Source organism: Symplocastrum torsivum, from assembly GCF_059505465.1.
This window is the reverse complement of sequence record NZ_JCACKQ010000010.1, coordinates 63,335-82,737: the sequence shown is the minus strand read 5'-3', so window position 1 is coordinate 82,737 and position 19,403 is coordinate 63,335. Positions and strand designations below refer to the sequence as shown.

The window sequence follows — 19,403 nt, the reverse complement described above, 5'->3', positions numbered from 1 at the left end:
AAGATGGCGGAAATTTCGGCAAAACTCGTCAAAGAGCTACGCGACAAAACTGGCGCTGGCATGATGGATTGCAAGAAGGCTCTTAAAGAGAACGACAGCGACATCAACAAAGCGACAGAATGGCTGCGGCAAAAAGGGATTACCTCCGCAGAGAAAAAATCCGGGCGTGTGGCGGCTGAAGGCATTGTAGATAGCTACATCCATACTGGCGGTAGAGTTGGCGTTCTGGTTGAAGTGAACTGCGAAACGGATTTTGTTGCCCGTCGCGAAGAGTTCCAAAAACTGGCGAGAAACATTGCAATGCAGATTGCAGCTTGTCCCAACGTTGAGTACGTGAAGGTAGAAGACATTCCCAAAGACGTCGCCCAAAAAGAAAAGGACATCGAAATGGGACGGGATGATTTGTCAGGTAAGCCAGAGAACATCAAAGAGAAGATTGTTCAAGGTCGAATTGACAAACGCTTAAAAGAGTTATCGTTGATGGATCAATCTTATATTCGTGACCAAAATATCACGGTAGAAGAGTTGGTGAAGCAAACGATTTCTCAGCTAGGTGAAAACATCCAAGTGCGTCGCTTTACCCGATTTGTTCTGGGTGAAGGCATTGAAAAGGAAGAAACGAACTTTGCTGAGGAAGTCGCCGCACAAATGGGTGGCAAATAACAGAAGGTAAACGGCGATTCTCCCCCTTGCCCTACCTAAGCAAAGGGGGAGAAAAAAGGCAAAAGCAAAGCGTTTTCTCGCTAACTTTTGCCTTTTATTGCTAACTAGCTGAATTCGGTAGGGCAACATGAAGGAAATATCAGCAAAGCTTGTTCAAGAACTCCGTGCCAAAACTGGTGTTGGTTTGATGAAGTGCAAAAAGGCACTTCAAGAAAGTGATGGGGACATCGCACAAGCCATTGAACGGCTACGCCAAAAAGGAGAACTCCTTGCCGCTGCTGGTGGAAATTCTGAAAAAGAGCCAGCGGAAGGCTTAATCGCAAGTTATATCCACACAGGTAGTCGGGTGGGTGTGCTGCTAGAAGTCAACTGTGACACAGATTTTGTTGCCCGCAACGAAGTATTCCAAGCTTTGGTGCGGAACATTTCTATGCAAATTGCTGCCTGTCCGAATGTAGAGTATGTCCAGGTTAGCGACATTCCAGCAGAAGTTTCTGACAAAGAAAAAGAAATTGAGATGGGCCGAGATGACTTGGCAGATAAGCCAGAGAGTGTTAAAGAGAAGATTGTTCAAGGCCGGATAGAGAAACGGCTGAAAGAACTTTGTTTGATGGAGCAAGCATATATTCGTGATCAAAGTATCTCGGTTGAAGAGTTAGTTAAACAAGCGATCGCACAATTGGGCGAAAATATTCGAGTGCGTCGTTTTGTCCGCTATGTTCTGGGTGAGGGAATCACTCAGCAAGGAGACAACTCTACTGAGCAGTTATAGAACACTATGGCGCGAACAGTTGAACGAATTGAACAGGATTTGGCAACGCTTGAGGAAGCGATCGCTCTTTTGAGGGTAGAATTCCACAGTACCTATTCTCAATATCTAAAGTTACTAGGGCAAGCCCTGCGGCAGCAGCTCATTTTGGCAAGTTATCAGGTTTGCACTCAAGGGTATCCTGAGTCGTTTTTGAGCTTGTCATTTAATCAGCGGCAAACGTTGCAGCAAGCATTACGCGAACTAGGAGGGAAGGCTCAAGAACAATTGCTTTCTCATCTGGAAGATTCAACCAATTTGAATGAGCAAGAAACGATAGCTGAACCAGAGGCATCACCTGTCAGTGACGAACAGCCGCAGGAACCCATTCAAGATGAGTTGCCAGATGCTGTTGAAATGATAGTAAATGATGAGTCTCCAGTTGCGCCTCAAACCGTTAAACTGACTGAGCTGAGTAAACCAGAGCAATTAGCGCGATGGCAAGAGCAGTTGGAAGAAGCGATCGCAAAAACCCTTCAAACGCTCTCTTTGAATACTAATCGTCTACTACAACAAACTAGTATCCTGCCCAACAAGTTACCCGTCGCTATCTTAGAAGCCGCTGTCCAAGTTGAGGTACCGGGGGATGCAACCGCTGGCTCACCCCATCTCTTAAATTTGTTGATGGAAACTGAAAGTGAGGGTGAAAAAGAAGATTCGACCCTAACGCGCATCATCGCAATTCATCTACGATTATCAGAGATTGAGTTTGCTGATCCAACTTTAACCGCTGCACGTAATCAAATTCGTAAGCTTGCCGCCAAAGCAAACACACTCCGGCGAGAGTATCATAAATATCAACGCGAGCGAGCTGTTGCACAAGCCGAAGCCGCATGGCGCTCTAGCTGGTTTGATAAGTAGTTGTTGGTTGTTGGTTGTTAATTGTTGGTTGTTAGTTGTTGGTTGTTTAATAAATAAAAAATCAACCCTAAGATTTTAGGCAACTTGTCAAATTCTGTCTAACAACTAAAAACAAAAAACCAATAACTAATAACTAACTATAGGAGAAAGTTGTGGGAACAGAATCACCAGATTGGTTGCGATTGCAAAAAGCCCTTGCAGTAGAAGCGGACAAAGGCTTTACTGACTTGCTGGGCAACCAGTATCGCTTTAGTGAGTTCCTCTGTCTCAGCTTTGGCAAAACTCCGGACATCCTAACATTAGCCCAGCGACGGCAGTGGCAAGAAATTGCTGCCGCGTTTTCCCGTTATCCTCAAATGACGGCTCAACAGCGGCAACATCTAGTCACTGAAACTCGCCGATTTCTTTCCCAATTACAGCAAGACGAGTTAAGTCGCTTAGCGGAGAATGAACCTGCTGATGTGTCTAACGTCACTTCTTCACCCTCAGAATCTCCTAAAGTCAAGTCTCCTCGCACAACACCCCTTGTACCAGCCAAAAGCGAAATCAAAGAAAGCCAGACGCTCACGCTTGATCGACCGTTGTCTGAGTTAGAAGATGTGGGTGTTAGACAAAGTGGATATTTAGCCCGTCTCGGTCTACATAGAGTTCGTGACCTCCTATACTACTATCCTCGTGACCATATCGACTATGCGCGTCAGGTCAATATTAATCAGCTTGAAGCTGGTGAAACTGTCACTGTTGTGGGTACGGTGAAAAGCTGTAGCTGTTTCAGCAGTCCCCGCAACAAGAAATTAACCATTTTTGAGGTCGTCTTAAGAGACCCTACGGGTCAAATTAAACTCAATCGTTTTTTTGCAGGGACTCGCTATAGTAATCGCGGCTGGCAGGAGCAACAAAAGCGCCGATATCCCCCTAGTTCAGTCGTTGCAGCGTCTGGTCTTGTGAAGAAGAATAAGTATGGTATTACCCTAGAAGACCCTGAACTGGAAGTCTTAGATAGTCCAGGCGGTAGTATTGACTCGATAAAAATCGGGCGCGTTGTTCCGGTGTATCCTCTGACGGAGGGTGTACCTGCGGACTTGGTGAGACGAGCAGTAATTGCAGCACTTCCCTACACGTCTCAACTCAAAGACCCACTTCCAGTTGCCATACGAAAGCAGTATGGCTTGATTGGAGTGAGTGATGCGATCGCAAATATCCATTTTCCCCAAGACAGTGAACTCCTCGCAAGCGCCCGTCGTCGATTAGTCTTTGACGAGTTTTTCTATTTACAGTTAGGCTTTCTCCAACGCCGTCATGCTCAAAAGCGACAAGAAACCAGTGCTGTACTCGCTCCCACAGGGGAACTGATTGACCAATTCAATCAACTCCTTCCCTTTGAACTCACGAATGCACAGAAGCAAGTCATTAGCGACATCCTCAAAGACTTGCAATCATCTACCCCAATGAACCGCTTAGTGCAAGGGGATGTCGGTTCTGGTAAAACCGTTGTTGGTGTTGTTGCCATCCTTGCTGCGATTCAATCTGGCTACCAAGCTGCACTAATGGCACCGACTGAAGTTTTAGCAGAACAGCATTACCGCAAGCTAGTTAGCTGGTTCAACCTCCTGCATCTGCCAGTCGAACTCCTCACAGGTTCCACGACTACCAAAAAGCGCCGTCAAATTCATGCTCAATTAGAAACAGGTGAACTACCCCTCCTCGTTGGTACTCATGCCTTGATTCAAGACCCTGTGAATTTTCAGCGGTTAGGCTTAGTTGTGATTGATGAACAGCATCGGTTTGGCGTACAGCAACGAGCACGTTTACAACAAAAAGGTCAGTCTCCCCATGTCCTAACGATGACAGCGACACCCATCCCCCGCACCTTGGCATTGACATTGCATGGAGATTTGGATGTCAGTCAGATTGATGAGTTACCACCAGGACGTCAGCAAATTCATACCACTGTTCTATCGGGTAAGGAACGCAACCACGCCTACGACCTGATGCGTCGGGAAATTGCTCAAGGGCGTCAAGCTTATATTGTGTTGCCCTTGATTGAGGAATCGGAAAAGTTAGATGTGCGTTCTGCTGTTGAAGAGCATCAGCGGCTATCTGAAACGATATTCCCAGAGTTTCAAGTCGGTCTACTTCACGGTCGAATGAGTTCAGCCGAGAAGGATGAAGCACTTAATGCTTTTCGTGATAATCAGACTCAAATTATTGTTTCGACTACAGTGATTGAAGTTGGCGTTGATGTCCCTAACGCAACAGTGATGATGATTGAGAATGCTGAGCGTTTTGGATTATCTCAATTACATCAGTTACGAGGTCGTGTTGGTAGAGGGTCACATCAGTCTTACTGTCTCCTGATGAGTGGTTCCAAAACGGATACAGCACGTCAGCGTCTTGGGGTACTGGAACAGTCGCAGGATGGCTTTTTCATCTCCGAGATGGATATGCGTTTCCGTGGTCCTGGTGAAGTATTAGGCAGGCGCCAATCAGGGTTAGCGGATTTTGCTCTAGCTAGTTTGGTGGAAGACCAAGAAGTGTTGAACTTGGCGCGAGATGCGGCTGAGAAGATAATTCTCAACAATGAGACACTCAAAGGTGTGCCTTTAATCAGAGCGGAGTTGGAGTATCGCTATTCTAAGTTGATGGGTGGTGCTATTTTGACGTGATTGACGTTGCTGGGCGTTGCTGAACAGTAGTATGAATCATTGCGGTACTGGCACATCCCAAAATTTAAGATAGTGCAGTAGCAATCGAATCGAATGTCTCAAAACTATTCCGGTGTAGCTGCAATAAAGCTAGAGATTGCCTTGGAGTTACCGATAACGAGTGTGACAGTTGAGGGATTATTGAGAATTACCTCCGGCTTATGGTCAAAAAACCGAATTCAAGACTAGGGGTTTGTAGTTACATGGATAACTTACAGGCTTGGCAGTTACTTTTACGGATAGAGTCTTGTAGACACAGCCACATCTTCAGACTAGCTTCAAAGAGGAGTATCTGGCTGACCTAAATGACTAAGAAAAACTCTGAACTAAGTGACCAACTTCAACAAGCTTCTGATGGCTTACTATTCATCAGCGAGTCTGACTATCCCTTTGAAGTTTTCTTGTGGGAATCATCAGACAGCTTGGCTATCACTCCAGAAACAATTCTTCATCATACAGGACACCCTGTAGACACACCTATTGAAGTTGTAGACATTGATTCTTTTTTTGTCGTAGCGACTACTGAACAGGAGTGGCACAACCCAGAGGAACACGAAACACTCAATCGGTTTAAGGCTCTTGTCGAGATGCTCAAGCACAACCTTAATCAGATAAAGGTCTATCGGCTGGGTGAAAGAAGTCTGGATGTCTATATTGTTGGAAAAACCCCAACGGGGGACTATGCAGGGCTTTCTACAAAGGTTGTTGAAACTTAGTATAAAGTTTGAGGATTACTGATTATTAATCTGGATCTCAATGACTTTTTGAATAGTTGTCGGGACATTGGACAAAAAACTATAGTGAGTAGTCGCTTCAACTTTGTCAACGGAGAGTCGATATATTGTAGGCAAAGTGATCGACTTCTTCTTTTCCTCAGCTATCTGCTAAACAAAAAACGCCCAACTCTCTCAAGTCAGGCGTTTACTAAAAATAATGAGAGTGTTAGCTTTCAGTGTCTTTATCTAAGATTGGCTGAACGCTAACGACAGCAGGCTGATTGTTAAGTCTTGCCTGTTGCAGCATTGGAGTACGGGTAACGGAACTGTTTGCTAAGGTAAACAGGGGATTTGATAGAATCCCCGCCAAGGTAGTTGCTATCAGCGATAGTACCAAACCCACTTGCAAGGGACGCATACCAGGAAGATTCCAGCGGATTTCTGGGTAATTCTTTATGGAGTCGGACATCTCTTGCGGTTCTTTGACTACCATCATCTTGACGACGCGGATGTAGTAGTAAATCGACACCACAGTGGCAATCAAACCCAGCAAGACTAAGCCATACAGCCCTGCCTGCCAACCTGCCCAGAATAGGTAGATTTTGCCGAAGAACCCTGCCAATGGTGGAATTCCACCCAAGGAGAGCAAACAAATGCTTAAGCACAGAGTTAAAAGAGGGTCTTTCTGATAAAGACCAGCGTACTCGCTAATCTGGTCAGTTCCCGTGCGGAGGGTGAAGAGAATAACGCAAGTAAAGCCGCCTAGGTTCATGAACAGATAAACCAGGAGGTAAAATACCATGCTGGCATACCCGGCATCAGTTCCAGCAATCAAACCAATCATCACAAAACCAGCTTGAGCAATGGAAGAATAGGCTAACAGCCGTTTCATGCTGGTTTGGGTGAGGGCGACAACGTTCCCCAAAATTAGGCTCAAGACGGTAAGGGCTGTGAAGACAAAATGCCACTGTTCGGTAACTAAAGGGAAGGCAGTTGTCATTAAGCGAATTGCTAACGCAAAGCCTGCTGCTTTGGAACCGACAGAGAGGAAGGCAACCACTGGAGTTGGAGAACCTTCGTATACATCAGGTGTCCATTGGTGGAAGGGAACAGCCGAGATTTTGAAGGCAATACCTGCGATCGCAAATACTAACGCAATTAAAATCCCTAGAGATTCACCCGACTGGATAGCCGTCATACCCTCTGCGATCGAATTTAGCTGAGTTTCTCCTCCAGACAAGCCGTACAACAAGGAGACACCGTAGAGAAAGACGGCTGAACTTGATGCCCCAATCAGCAAGTATTTCAATGCTGCCTCATTGGAACGGGGGTCACGCTTCATGTAACCCGTCATTAGGTACGATGAGATACTGAGAGTTTCCAGTGAGATAAAAATGGTCACCAGCTCATTCGCGCCTGAGAGGAACATTCCTCCCACTGTAGCGGTGAGCAAAATTGCGATAAATTCTGCTAAGGATGTGCCAGACTGCTGCACATAGCGAATCGACATCAAAATCGTTACAACCGACGATAGGGCAATAATGCCACGAAACGCCACACTCAGGGCATCACCGTTGAAGCTCCCCAGAAAGGCGATCGGGTCAGCAACATCCCATTCGTAGTACAGAACGACTAGGGCAGTAAGAAGACCTCCAATTGCAACATAAGGTAGCCCATTAGCGGCACTCCTACCAGCAATCAGATCAATTACTAAAACCAGTATGAGGGTAATAATTACAATTCCCTCTGGCAAAATTATCCCAGCATTAAGCTGAGCAGCAAGATTGGCAAAATCCATAGGTTCTATCAGTATTGTCTATGGCTATGTTGGTATCAAGATTGACCTTATTTATCTTATCGGTGATTTCACCCCTTGAGCAGCTAAATTTACTCTAAATGTCTAAGTTATGCCTTAGACAGTAAATTTAGAGGAAAATCTCTTTTTATTTTAAGTTTAAATTTATATAGTCAACCTATCAAGAAAACTTTCAGGTTTGTATCAGAAATTTATCTGGCTCAATTTCCTAAAATTGCCCAGCCTATCGCTTCTCTAGCTGATTTCAACTTAGTTGGGATACGCAAGATATGAATTTCTCCAGTACTAGGACAAGTCATCTTTAATAATTAAATTGGTTCGATATAAACGTCATAACCGATTCTTATTAATGTATATTCTTGCCAAAAATCTAATTTTAGTAGCTTGCAATTCTTGGCAAATTCAGGCGTAACCAATTCCTTGAATCAAGTATGGGCTGCCCATATTTACCCTGTAGTTGTCTCTGGAGTCGGTAAACTGGAATTAGCATTTCTTGTGGCGTTAGCTTTTCAATGTTAGTCTGCGACATAGTGCCAGCCTTGAGGCTCATATTCTTGCTGAATCCTTACCATCTAGTTGCCTTGAGGAATTGCGATCGCGTTATGCTCTTCGTGGGTAAGCAAAGCCGTCTCTGAGAGGACTCGCAGATAGAGGGTGCCATCTTTCTCATACAACTGGGCTTATCCCTAACTAAGGCGGTGCTTATGTCCTGTCACTTTAACTTCTTAACTTCTGCCAAAGTCAGATGAGATGGCTTTTGTCCCTGATTGGGTTCTACAGTAACCAAAATTACATCCCCTTGTCGAATTGGCTGCATCGGTACTTCCCCCAACTTTGCTTGGATGTCTCAGCTATAATCACACCGAACCCGGACGTTGGCATTCATTCTGGCATAATCCGGAGCATTAAGGGTTGCTACTGAGTATCGGCTATAAGTAGATATCAAGCTACATTTAGCAATAAGGCTGGTGGTTGATCTCTTTATGGGTATCTCCTCAGCTTCCGTTTGAATAACTCGCCATCGTCATTTCGCCCTCCCTTCATCACGTTTGTCTGTTTAGCCCGCTGCTATATCCCCGAAGGAAGTTAACATTCCTATGTCAACCCTCGTTATTGTTGAATCTCCGACCAAAGCACGTACCATTCGTAACTACTTGCCCTCTAGCTATCGTGTTGAGGCATCGATGGGACATGTTCGTGACCTCCCTCAGTCCGCCACAGAAATTCCGGCATCCGTAAAAGAGGAACCTTGGGCGCAGTTGGGGGTAAACGTGGAGGCTAACTTTGAACCCCTATATGTTGTTCCCAAAGATAAAAAGAAAATTGTTCAGCAGCTTAAGGATGCCCTTAAAGACGCTGATGAACTTGTTCTTGCTACAGACGAAGACCGTGAAGGAGAAAGCATTAGTTGGCATTTACTGCAACTGCTAAAACCGAAAGTCCCCACCAAGCGGATGGTGTTTCATGAAATCACCCAAGAAGCGATTAAAAAAGCTCTGAAAAACTGCCGTGATATCGACGAACAGCTTGTACATGCTCAAGAAACTCGACGGATTTTAGACCGATTGGTAGGTTATACCCTCTCCCCTTTGCTGTGGAAGAAAATCGCTTGGGGCTTGTCGGCAGGTCGTGTCCAGTCGGTAGCTGTGCGCCTGTTGGTGACTAAAGAACGACTGCGTCGGGCTTTCCGCCAGGGGAGCTACTGGGATTTGAAAGCCGTTCTAGAACAGGAGAAAACACGGTTTGATTCACGGCTTGTTTCTCTAGCTGGCGTTAAGGTAGCTACTGGTAGCGACTTCGATCCCAACACGGGTCAAATTATTGCTGGGCGGCAGGTGAGGCTGCTTTCGGAAGCGGAAGCCAGAGAACTGCAAGAACGCCTCACGGATAAAACCTGGACAGTTAGTGACATCGAAGAACGTCCCGTTGTCCGCAAGCCTGCTCCACCATTTACAACTTCGACGCTACAACAGGAGGCAAACCGGAAACTACGCTTGTCTGCCCGTGACACGATGCGGACGGCTCAAAGTCTGTATGAGCAAGGGTATATTACCTATATGCGGACAGACTCAGTGCATTTATCTGAACAAGCGATCGCAGCAACACGGAGTTGTGTTGAGCAGATGTATGGCAAGCCGTACCTCAGCCCAAAACCCCGTCAGTACACAACCAAAAGTAAAGGCGCTCAAGAAGCCCACGAAGCGATTCGTCCGGCAGGCAGTACTTACCGTACTCCGAAAGAAACAGGACTTGGCGGTCGAGAACTCGCAGTCTACGACCTGATTTGGAAGCGCACAGTTGCTTGCCAGATGGCGGACTCACGGCAAACTCAAATAACTGTTCAGTTGCAAGTTGAAGACGCGGGTTTTCGTTCCAGTGGCAAGCGGATTGATTTTGCAGGTTACTTACGCGCCTATGTCGAAGGTTCGGATGACCCAGAAGCTGCCCTAGAAGACCAGGAAGTAATCCTACCGCCCCTGAAGGTAGGCGACAATCCTAACTGCCTGGAACTCGAAGCCGACGGTCATGAAACCCAACCTCCAGCCCGTTACACCGAAGCCTCTTTGGTGAAAATGCTTGAAAGTGAGGGGATTGGGCGTCCTAGTACCTACGCCAGCATTATTGGCACCATTATTGACCGAGGCTACGCCCAACTTAACGGCAATGCCTTGATTCCTACCTTTACTGCTTTTGCCGTCACTGGCTTATTGGAAAAGTACTTCCCCAACCTTGTGGATACGAGCTTCACCTCGCAGATGGAGCAGACTCTCGATGAGATTTCAACAGGTGAAGCGGATTGGCTTCCCTACCTACAGAAATTTTATCTAGGAGAGAAAGGACTAGAAACTCAAGTCAAAGAACAAGAAAGCCAGATTGATCCCAACGAAGCCCGCACAGTGGAACTGGAAAACCTAGATGCCAAAGTGCGTATCGGTCGATTTGGGGCTTACCTCGAAGCAGAGAATGGTGATGGCATAGTCAAAGCTTCGATCCCCAAGGATTTAACCCCGTCTGAACTCGACCCAGAACAGGTGGAGGTATTGCTGCGCCAGAAGACTGAAGGACCCGATAAACTCGGATTTCATCCAGAAACGGGAGAACCGATTTACATCTTGATTGGTCCCTATGGCCCTTATGTCCGGCTGGGTGATGTCTCAGAGGAGAACAAAAAGCCGAAACAGGCTTCTCTGCCTAAGGGCGTCACCATGGACACTGTGACCTTGGACATGGCAGTTGGGCTACTGGCTTTGCCCCGCACGTTAGGTACTCATCCCGCTACTGGTGGCAGAATTCAGGCAAGTCTGGGACGCTTCGGTCCTTATGTAGTTCACGACCAAGGGAAAGGAGAGAAAGAATATCGATCGCTCAAAGCAGGCGATGATGTATTGACAATTACACTAGAACGTGCATTAGAGCTACTAGCAGAACCGAAGAAAGGACGTGCTGCTGGAAAATCAAAGAAAGCCCTACGAGAGCTAGGTGCCCATCCCAAGGATAATGAACCCGTGAATATCTACGATGGTCCCTATGGACCGTATGTGAAGCATGGGAAAACCAACGCCTCACTCCCTGAAGGTCAATCAGTGGAAGACATAACGATGGAAACGGCGGTAGATCTTTTAGCGGCTAAGGCATCTACTAAGAAATCAACGAGTAAATCGAGTAAGTCAACCAGTTCAACAACGAAGAAGTCAACAGGGACATCCAGTAGCCGCAAAACAACGACAAAAAAGACAACCTCCTCGACTGGTACAAAGAAATCTTCAACTCGTAGCCGTTCAAGTTGAGAGATTTAGCGCTTAGTCAGATTACATGAGACAAAAGTGGTGGGGTGATGATGCGATCGCTCCACCACTTTTTGATTGGAAAGGATAATAAGTCCTGATTCACTCATATTGTTTGACTTCTTAACCAAATGGTTGGGCAGAAATAAACCATAATAAGTAGCGATCGCAACCTGCTGATTAATTTCGAGTATTGCTAATGTCTATTGTTTCCACTACTACTGTCACTGTTCCTGCCACAACAGCTAACTTGGGACCAGGGTTTGATTGTATTGGCGCAGCGTTGACGCTATACAATCAGTTCCGCTTCACTCGCCTTGAGGCAATCCCTGATGTTCCTACACAGTCAGATGACGCTGAGGTTGTCAGGATTAGTGTTACGGGAACAGAGGCGAAACTGGTGGACACTAGCGAAAATAATCTTGCCTACCAAGCATTTTTGCAGTTGTACCAACACCTTGGGCAGACACCACCGCCAGTACACATTGAGATTGAGCTAGGTGTACCACTCGCTAGAGGATTAGGTAGTTCGGCAACAGCAATTGTTGGTGGATTAGTTGGGGCTAATCAGTTGGCAGGGAAACCTCTCGATCAGATTGAGGTGATGAAATTAGCGATCGCAATCGAAGGACATCCAGATAATGTAGTTCCCGCACTCCTAGGAGGCTGTCGCCTTGCTGCTAGTGGTGAAGCTCCTCTAAAGGCATGGGAAATTTGCGACATTCCTTGGCATAGCGAGATTGTGCCAGTAATCGCGATTCCAGATTTTGAACTTTCCACCAAAGAAGCGCGGCGCGTTCTCCCGACTGAGATTAGTCGTGCTGATGCGATTTTTAACATCGCCCATTTTGGGTTGCTCATCAGAGGCTTGGAAACCGGACGAGGAGACTGGTTACGAACCGCTTTGCAAGACAAATTACATCAGCCTTACCGACAATCCTTGATTCCTGGCTATGATGCTGTCAATTCAGCCGCTTTGAAAGCTGGGGCTTACGGACTGGTAATTAGTGGTGCAGGCCCAACCCTAATTGCATTGGTGGATACAGCACAGGCGGCTGATGTTGCGGTAGCGATGGCAGAGGCTTGGAAGGCTCAAGGGATTTTGGCTCAAGCGCGATCGCTTTCTATCGACACCCAAGGAGCAAGAACTGTCTAAATTTGTTGTTGGCTATTGGTTGTTGGCTATTTCTAGGTCTTTAACAAACAACGAACAACAAATAACAATCAACCACCTAGCTTCGCTTTCACGATCGCTTGAATCTTCTGCCCATCCGCTTTACCTTTGAGCTGTTGCATCACTGGCCCCATTACCTTACCCATATCTTTAATTGAGCTAGCCCCAACAGAGGCAACAACCTCATCCACAACTACACCCACCTCTTCATCGGAGAGTTGCTTTGGCAGATACTCTTCGATAATCGCTAACTCTTGAACTTGTTGTTCCACTAAGTCATCCCGCCCAGCTTGGCGAAACATCTCAATTGCCTCGCGACGTTGTTTGGCTTGCTGTACCAAGACTTCAGTTTCCTGGCTTTCTGTGAGGGTGTCTTGTCCCTGAGGGCGCACGCTCACTTCTTTTTCCAGGATGACCTTTTTGATACTGCGGACTGTTTCCAATCGAACTTTGTCTTTCGCCTTCATGGCGGTTTTGATGTCTTCCGAAATGCGGTCTTTCAGGCTCATCAACATTTACCGTGTTTACATCTAGGGAAAGTCTAGCGCGATCGCTTTGTCTCCTCAGCTTTTGCAAGAAGTCTATTCAAAAGCTATGGCTCAAGGCTACCTCCTATAGCACGAGGATGACACTTGGAGCAACTTACAGATTCTCCTGAACTTCTGAACTCCTGTGTTCTTTGTTAAGTATTTATCCCTATCTATGATGAAGATTTGATTTACTTGGTTAATCACTCTTCTCAAAGCTTCACTAAACTTAATACAATAGAAAAGTTGGCAACGATAGGTATTTATTCCCAGTGATGATTACTACTCAAGTTCCCTGGTTAACCACTATCATTCTGTTGCCCCTACTGGCTTCCCTGGCGATTCCTCTACTCCCCGATAAGGAGGGCCGAACCGTCCGCTTGTATGCCCTTGGGGTTGGGTTAGTGGATTTTGCTTTGACAATTTACGCCTTTTGGAGTCAGTACGATTTACAAAACTCAAAATTCCAGCTTGTCGAAACGTATCCTTGGATACCCCAGCTAGGACTGAATTGGTCTTTGGCTGTTGATGGATTATCGATGCCACTGATTGTCTTGACTGGCTTGGTGACAACCTTGGCAATTTTAGCGGGTTGGAAAGTTAAGCAGAAGCCGCGTCTGTTTTACGCCCTGATGCTGGTAATGTTCAGCGCCCAGATCGGCGTGTTTGCTGCTCAGGACTTACTTTTATTCTTCTTAATGTGGGAACTGGAGTTAGTCCCGGTTTACCTGCTGATTTCTATATGGGGAGGTCAAAAGCGCCTCTACGCAGCAACCAAGTTTATTCTTTATACAGCGGCAGGCTCAGTATTTATCCTGGTAGCGGCACTAGCCATGGCATTCTTTGGCGATACTGTTACTTTCGATATGCAACAGCTTGCAGACAAACACTACCCGACCGCCTTTGAACTTTTGGTATATTCAGGTTTCCTGATTGCCTTCGGTGTGAAACTGCCGATCTTTCCCCTCCACACTTGGCTACCGGATGCACACGGCGAAGCTTCTGCACCTGTATCAATGATTTTGGCGGGTGTATTGCTCAAAATGGGTGGCTATGGGTTGATTCGCATGAACATGGAAATGCTACCCAATGCCCACATTCACTTCGCACCAGTTCTCGTAGTTTTGGGTGTAGTCAACATCGTTTATGGTGCAATGACTGCCTTTGCTCAGGAAAACCTCAAGCGGAGACTGGCTTACTCTTCGATTTCTCATATGGGCTTTGTGCTAGTTGGTATTGCCTCATTCACCGAGTTGGGGCTGAATGGTGCAGTGCTTCAGATGTTGTCTCATGGGTTGATTGCCGCCGCGCTGTTCTTCCTCTCTGGTGTTACTTACGAGCGCACCCATACTCTAGTCATGGAAAAAATGGGTGGCATGGCGCAGATGATGCCCAAGGTTTTTGCACTCTTCACAGCAGGTTCAATGGCTTCTCTTGCCTTACCAGGGATGAGTGGGTTTGTCGGTGAGTTATCCATATTCCTCGGTGTAACAACCAGTGAGGCTTATAGCTCAACCTTCAAGGTAGTAGTGGTTCTCTTGTCAGCCGTAGGATTAATCCTGACACCGATTTATCTCCTCTCAATGCTGCGTCGGGTGTTCTACGGAAACATGAATTCGGAACTGGCGATTGATAACTACCTGGGTGATGCTAATCCTCGTGAAATCTTCATCACGGCTTGCTTGTTGGTTCCAATTATCGGTATTGGTTTGTATCCTAAGATTGCTACACAGACCTATGATGTGAAGACTGTAGCTGTCACGGCTCAGATTCGCAATGTGTTACCGCTGATTGCACAGCAGCAAGATTCTGCAAGAACAGCTTCACTACCCCAATTGGATGGTGCGTTAACTACACCGAAGCTACCTACCGCTAAGGCTCACCCCTTACTTGGTGTTATGAAATAAATTCCTTGCTCACGAGTGAAGCTTGTCGAAGTATTCTGAAGATGAACTACCCCGACCTGCTACGCGGAGGTCGGGGTTTCTGCATCCCCGACAGCAGGTTGAGATTTCTGACGCTTCTTCTGAGCCAGTTGCTTCATTCCTCCGCAGGACTTGCGTCCCTTGGGTGACGAAGTAGAGCTAGACCCATCAGCGCCTACGAGGTTAGTTCCTAACCCCGGCAAAGTTCCTTTAACCCAGTAAAGACAGACTTCGGCAGAAGCGATATCTCGATTCTGCTGATAACCACATTCACTGCATTGATGAATGCGTTCATCTAAAGTTTTGGGATGCTGATGTCCGCATTTAGGACAGGTTTGAGAAGGTTTAACTTTCTTCGTGGGGACTTCAATGAACTGCCCATCACCCTCTTCTACCTTGTACTTAATTGCGGACTTCAACATCCCAAAACCAACATCAAGGATGGACTTATTCAGTCCTGCCTTCTGCCGTCTTCGCTTACCCTTCTTGGCTTTACGGGTCATGTTCTTGACTTCTAGCTTTTCAGTTGCAACGAGGCTATTACTGCGCGTTATTTCTACTGCAACTTGATGAACCCAGTTTTGTCGCTGGTTAGCAACTTGTGCGATGATTTTACTGACTCGACTAGCTGCCTTCTTCCATCTTCTAGAAGCCTTTGTTTTAGATTTACGATTTGGCGCTCTCTTTCTCCGTTTTGACTTAGATGCGTGTTTGATTCGAGTTTCAGCTTTACGCAAAAACTTAGGCGCTTTAATTAACTGATGGGTTTCCCCATCTGTTATAGCTAGGGCTGCATTACAACCAATATCTATCCCAATAGCACCTATTCCTAGTTCTCTCTCAATACTTGGAACATCAACGGTTATTGATGCGTACCACTTATTGTTGCGGTACACAATGGTGCAGGTCGTTGGTCTCCCCCAGACTCTTGCCTTTCCTCTCATCTGGACTTGAATACCCAAGTCGCCTAGCTCAAGATAGCCATTAACACTTGTGGTGTGTAGTTTGAAGCATTGGCGACCGTCTGGATATGTCCAGCCAGAATAGTGACGAATTGACTTGAATCGGGGATATTTTCCTAACCCTTGGAAGAAGCGTTGATAGGCAAAGTCAACCCTTTTCAGGGTGGCTTGCAAGCTACCAGCATTGAGCAACTTGTATTCTGTCCAGACTTCTTTGAAAGCTGGCAAGCTGCCTTGCTGCTGGTAATAATCAACTTTGTTGCCAAACTTCTGGTACTGAGTCTTGCGGTTAGACAACGCCCAATTGTACAACTCCTTGTGCATAGCCCTGCAAAAGCGCAGTTTTTGTTCCTGCGAGTTAGTGGGATAGAGGCGAAAGGTAGTTCTGCGAGTGGGCATTGTCTAACTAAAAAATGTATATAGTATGATACCATCTCTTTTTTCCGCTTACCGCCCCTCCTTACAAACGTTCATCCTTGCCTACGGCTTCGGAAATCTGTTTGTTGAAGGAGGGGACACACGCGGTTCCTTTGTGGTTAAAAACAAAGCCTGCTGACGCAGGCTTTTGTTCATAGGAAACCTCCGAGAAACCCTGCCGTTCTAGGGCAGGGAGAGTCAAGGGTAAAGGAGCTAAAAGCTTCACGAAACTAACAGCCTAAGCAGGATAAGTGATGGATCAGATACAGGCAGAAATTGAAGCGATTCGCTCTCAGATCGAAGTGTTACGCACTGAACGAGATACCCTGACAGCGAAGCTGATACTGCCAGAAAATCAGTCACCTGAAGCAATTGCCGAAGCTTACCGTCGTCAAGCTAGGGAAGCCGCACAAGTATCAGCGGAAATTGAAGGCATTGATCAGGCGATCGCAGCTTTGGAAGCTCAACTCCAGCAAAAAGAGCGTGAGTTACAGCCATTACCCCCTCAACAACCTCTTACTCTACAAGAGCAAGTCGAACAGGCAACGCAACGTGCTTATGACCATGCCGAGCGCATTAATGAATTGGCAGCCGAACTAGCAGAAGAACTTCGGGCACTTAAAGCGATCGCGCATGACCTGAGTCCAAGTTATTGGCAACTGTATGGCAGACCCTTCATTACGGGGTTTAAAAATACCTCAGTTCCCTACCTGCGTTCTGATGGAGAGGTATTGATGATTGCGAGTTTTTTAATTTAATTGCTGATCTCAAGTAGCAGTCAGCGCTCAGCCATTCGCTTTGAGCTGATAGATCTTACCTAGGAGAGGTGTTTGAATGCAACTTGGTGTGGAACAAAGTTCAATCCAAAATCTCAAATCGGGTAGCACTGACCCATAAAATTAGGAAGTCAGCAATTTAATAAGGAGGTACAGCCAACCAGTGAAGCTATTCATCTACCACACGCCCGAACTAACTCCAACAGACCACTTACCCGACTGTGCGATCGCAATCGATGTCCTGCGAGCCACAACGACAATTTCTACAGCTTTAAATGCAGGTGCAGAAGCGGTTCAAGTCTTCAGCGATATGGAAAAGCTAATGCAAGTCAGCGAAGAGTGGTTACCTGAAAAACGCCTACGAGCCGGGGAACGTGGTGGTGCAACGGTGGCTGGCTGCGACTTGGGTAATTCTCCTCTGGATTGCACACCCGAACGAGTCCAGGGACGGCGCTTGTTTATCAGTACCACCAATGGCACTCGCGCCTTACAACGGATACAGGATGCCCCAGTTGTGCTAGCGGCTGCCTTGGTGAACCGCAAAGCCGTCGTCGAGTACATAGTGGCGCAACAACCTGAGACGATTTGGCTTGTAGGGTCAGGTTGGGAAGGTAGTTACTCACTAGAGGATACCGTTTGTGCTGGTGCGATCGCACATAGCCTACGCACCCAACTCAACTGTCCGTTAGAAGAACTCGTTGGGAATGATGAAGTAGTCGGTGCAATCTCACTCTACGCTCAATGGAAAGACCAATTACTCGCGATGTTCCACCAGGCAAGTCACGGCAAACGTTTACTACGTCTAGGGGTTGTCGAAGACTTAAAGTACTGCGCCCAAACCGATACCTTGGATGTCCTGCCTATCCAGAAAGAACCAGGAGTTCTCATCAAAAACTACTAATTGATTAGATTTGTAGGCTGTATTACTTACCATTGGTTTGAATTTAAGATGGACTTGGCGGTTGAAACCGCAGCTACACAAACAAAAGCTACCGCCTACGCAGGTTTCAAAAACCTTATTTTTTCGTCAGTCCGCGCAGGCGGACTTCGTTTGTGTAGCGGCGAATTCCATTCGCTCTCGTCTTATATTGACACCAATGATTACCTGCATCCCTAGATCGTGTGCTTAGAACTGCCGTAAGAAACGCAAATCGCTGCTGTACAACCGACGGATGTCATCAATCTCATGCAACACCAAGGCAAAGCGTTCAGCACCCATACCAGCAGCAAAACCTGTATAAATCTCCGGGTCGTATCCAACTGCCTTAAGTACATTGGGATCGACCATACCACAGCCCATCACCTCTAGCCATTTACCTTTCCACTTCACGTCCACTTCCGCAGACGGTTCTGTAAACGGGAAGTAACTGGCTCGGAAACGAATCGGTAAATCCTCCCCGAACATGGCTTGTAAAAATACCTGAATCGTGCCTTTGAGGTGAGTAAACGTTAACCCTTCATCCACTGCCAATAGTTCTATCTGATGGAACACAGCCGAGTGAGTAGCATCTACCGTATCCCGACGATACACGCGACCTGGCGAGACAATCCGGATTGGTGGGTCGTTAGCTTCCATGTAGCGAATCTGCACCGAAGATGTTTGAGTCCGCAGCAAGTTACCATCCGGTAGGTAAAACGTATCTTGCATATCCCGCGCTGGGTGGTCAGGTGGAGTATTGAGCGCCTCAAAGTTGTAATAATCCGTCTCCATTTCGGGTCCAGTGGCGACGGTATAACCTAATCCAACGAAGATATCTAGGGCTTGGTCAATAGTGCTGTTGAGGGGATGCAGCCGACCTTGAGGACGATAAACCCCTGGCATCGTCACATCAATAGTTTCAGCTTCTAGTTGTGCCTGAATTTGTGCCGCTTGTAGGGATGATCGCTTTTGCTCTAAGTTCTCTTGCAGCGCTTCTTTGACTTCATTTGCTGAAGCCCCAATGCGGGGTCGGTCTTCTGGCGATAACTGACCCATACCCCGCAAAACCAAAGACAACTGTCCTTTTTTGCCCAGGTAGTTGATACGCAACTGTTCTAGTTGCTCTAGGGTATCAGCGTGTGCGATCGCTTTTGTTGCGTCTTCTTTCAGTGTGGCTAGTTGGGCTTCAAGCTCGTTGAGCGGAGTGGTCATGCTAGGTAGTGAGATTTTAAGTTTTGGTTTTTGAATATTATTGTGGCACCTACCCTATAAGCAGACCTATGAGCGAAGTAGGTTGACACGAAAAACCACAAACTGCTGTGGCTGAATTCAGCGATCGGCTCTTAAAC

General features: G+C 46.6%; 17 protein-coding genes. 11 read left to right on the top strand and 6 right to left on the bottom strand.

The annotated features are described in order from the left end of the window. Window positions 1–3 precede the first annotated feature (3 nt). From tsf to AC5JL3_RS03140, 6 genes are all read left to right on the top strand, one after another. Window positions 4–663, top strand: coding sequence for a translation elongation factor Ts (gene tsf, locus AC5JL3_RS03165; protein ID WP_496073100.1), 660 nt, complete (start codon window positions 4–6; stop codon window positions 661–663). 127 nt (window positions 664–790) lie between these two features. Continuing rightward, window positions 791–1,435 carry a translation elongation factor Ts gene (locus AC5JL3_RS03160; RefSeq protein WP_192217634.1) on the top strand — a complete coding sequence of 215 codons (645 nt, stop codon included), beginning with the start codon at window positions 791–793 and terminating at the stop codon, window positions 1,433–1,435. Window positions 1,436–1,441: 6 nt separating this feature from the next. Beyond that, complete coding sequence (locus tag AC5JL3_RS03155; protein WP_496073099.1) at window positions 1,442–2,332, top strand: hypothetical protein; 891 nt, start codon at window positions 1,442–1,444, stop codon at window positions 2,330–2,332. Between the two features lie 152 nt (window positions 2,333–2,484). Further along, a complete protein-coding gene (gene recG, locus AC5JL3_RS03150) occupies window positions 2,485–4,998 on the top strand; it encodes an ATP-dependent DNA helicase RecG (protein WP_496073098.1) in 2,514 nt (837 codons plus the stop codon). A 93-nt stretch (window positions 4,999–5,091) separates the two neighbouring features. Next, window positions 5,092–5,226: a hypothetical protein gene (locus AC5JL3_RS03145; protein WP_496073097.1), complete on the top strand. Its 135-nt coding sequence runs from the start codon at window positions 5,092–5,094 to the stop codon at window positions 5,224–5,226. 116 nt (window positions 5,227–5,342) lie between these two features. After that, window positions 5,343–5,753: a nuclease A inhibitor family protein gene (locus AC5JL3_RS03140; RefSeq protein WP_496073096.1), complete on the top strand. Its 411-nt coding sequence runs from the start codon at window positions 5,343–5,345 to the stop codon at window positions 5,751–5,753. A gap of 226 nt (window positions 5,754–5,979) precedes the next feature. Here the strand turns inward: AC5JL3_RS03140 and AC5JL3_RS03135 are convergent, their stop codons facing one another. Next, complete coding sequence (locus AC5JL3_RS03135) at window positions 5,980–7,551, bottom strand: NAD(P)H-quinone oxidoreductase subunit N (RefSeq protein WP_496073095.1); 1,572 nt, start codon at window positions 7,549–7,551, stop codon at window positions 5,980–5,982. 590 nt (window positions 7,552–8,141) lie between these two features. Then, the gene (locus tag AC5JL3_RS03130) at window positions 8,142–8,243 is read right to left on the bottom strand and encodes a DUF8820 family protein (RefSeq protein WP_496073094.1); all 102 of its coding nucleotides are present in this window, start codon (window positions 8,241–8,243) and stop codon (window positions 8,142–8,144) included. Between the two features lie 423 nt (window positions 8,244–8,666). Here AC5JL3_RS03130 and topA point away from each other — a divergent pair, with 423 nt between their 5' ends. Both topA and thrB read left to right on the top strand, forming a co-directional pair. Further along, entirely contained in the window at window positions 8,667–11,357 is a 2,691-nt protein-coding gene (topA, locus tag AC5JL3_RS03125; protein ID WP_496073093.1) for a type I DNA topoisomerase, read from the top strand. Window positions 11,358–11,553: 196 nt separating this feature from the next. Beyond that, window positions 11,554–12,510 (top strand): homoserine kinase, encoded by a 957-nt coding sequence (thrB, locus tag AC5JL3_RS03120; RefSeq protein WP_496073092.1) that lies wholly within the window; start codon window positions 11,554–11,556, stop codon window positions 12,508–12,510. 68 nt (window positions 12,511–12,578) lie between these two features. On the opposite strand, the gene AC5JL3_RS03115 is transcribed toward thrB, so the two are convergent. Beyond that, a complete protein-coding gene (locus AC5JL3_RS03115) occupies window positions 12,579–13,037 on the bottom strand; it encodes a GatB/YqeY domain-containing protein (protein WP_496073091.1) in 459 nt (152 codons plus the stop codon). Window positions 13,038–13,330: 293 nt separating this feature from the next. On the opposite strand from AC5JL3_RS03115, the gene AC5JL3_RS03110 reads away from it, so the two are divergent. Beyond that, window positions 13,331–14,962, top strand: coding sequence for an NAD(P)H-quinone oxidoreductase subunit 4 (locus AC5JL3_RS03110; protein WP_496073090.1), 1,632 nt, complete (start codon window positions 13,331–13,333; stop codon window positions 14,960–14,962). Window positions 14,963–15,021: 59 nt separating this feature from the next. On the opposite strand, the gene AC5JL3_RS03105 is transcribed toward AC5JL3_RS03110, so the two are convergent. Together AC5JL3_RS03105 and AC5JL3_RS03100 are read right to left on the bottom strand one after the other, a co-directional pair. Beyond that, window positions 15,022–16,341 (bottom strand): RNA-guided endonuclease InsQ/TnpB family protein, encoded by a 1,320-nt coding sequence (locus AC5JL3_RS03105; RefSeq protein ID WP_496073089.1) that lies wholly within the window; start codon window positions 16,339–16,341, stop codon window positions 15,022–15,024. 61 nt (window positions 16,342–16,402) lie between these two features. Beyond that, window positions 16,403–16,585, bottom strand: coding sequence for a hypothetical protein (locus AC5JL3_RS03100; protein WP_496073088.1), 183 nt, complete (start codon window positions 16,583–16,585; stop codon window positions 16,403–16,405). A 28-nt stretch (window positions 16,586–16,613) separates the two neighbouring features. Here AC5JL3_RS03100 and AC5JL3_RS03095 point away from each other — a divergent pair, with 28 nt between their 5' ends. Together AC5JL3_RS03095 and AC5JL3_RS03090 are read left to right on the top strand one after the other, a co-directional pair. Continuing rightward, window positions 16,614–17,117: a hypothetical protein gene (locus AC5JL3_RS03095; RefSeq protein WP_496073087.1), complete on the top strand. Its 504-nt coding sequence runs from the start codon at window positions 16,614–16,616 to the stop codon at window positions 17,115–17,117. A 181-nt stretch (window positions 17,118–17,298) separates the two neighbouring features. Next, on the top strand, window positions 17,299–18,036 hold the full coding sequence (locus AC5JL3_RS03090) for a 2-phosphosulfolactate phosphatase family protein (RefSeq protein ID WP_496073086.1): 738 nt from the start codon (window positions 17,299–17,301) through the stop codon (window positions 18,034–18,036). A 225-nt stretch (window positions 18,037–18,261) separates the two neighbouring features. Here the strand turns inward: AC5JL3_RS03090 and pheS are convergent, their stop codons facing one another. After that, a complete protein-coding gene (pheS, locus tag AC5JL3_RS03085) occupies window positions 18,262–19,266 on the bottom strand; it encodes a phenylalanine--tRNA ligase subunit alpha (protein ID WP_192217622.1) in 1,005 nt (334 codons plus the stop codon). Window positions 19,267–19,403 lie beyond the last annotated feature (137 nt).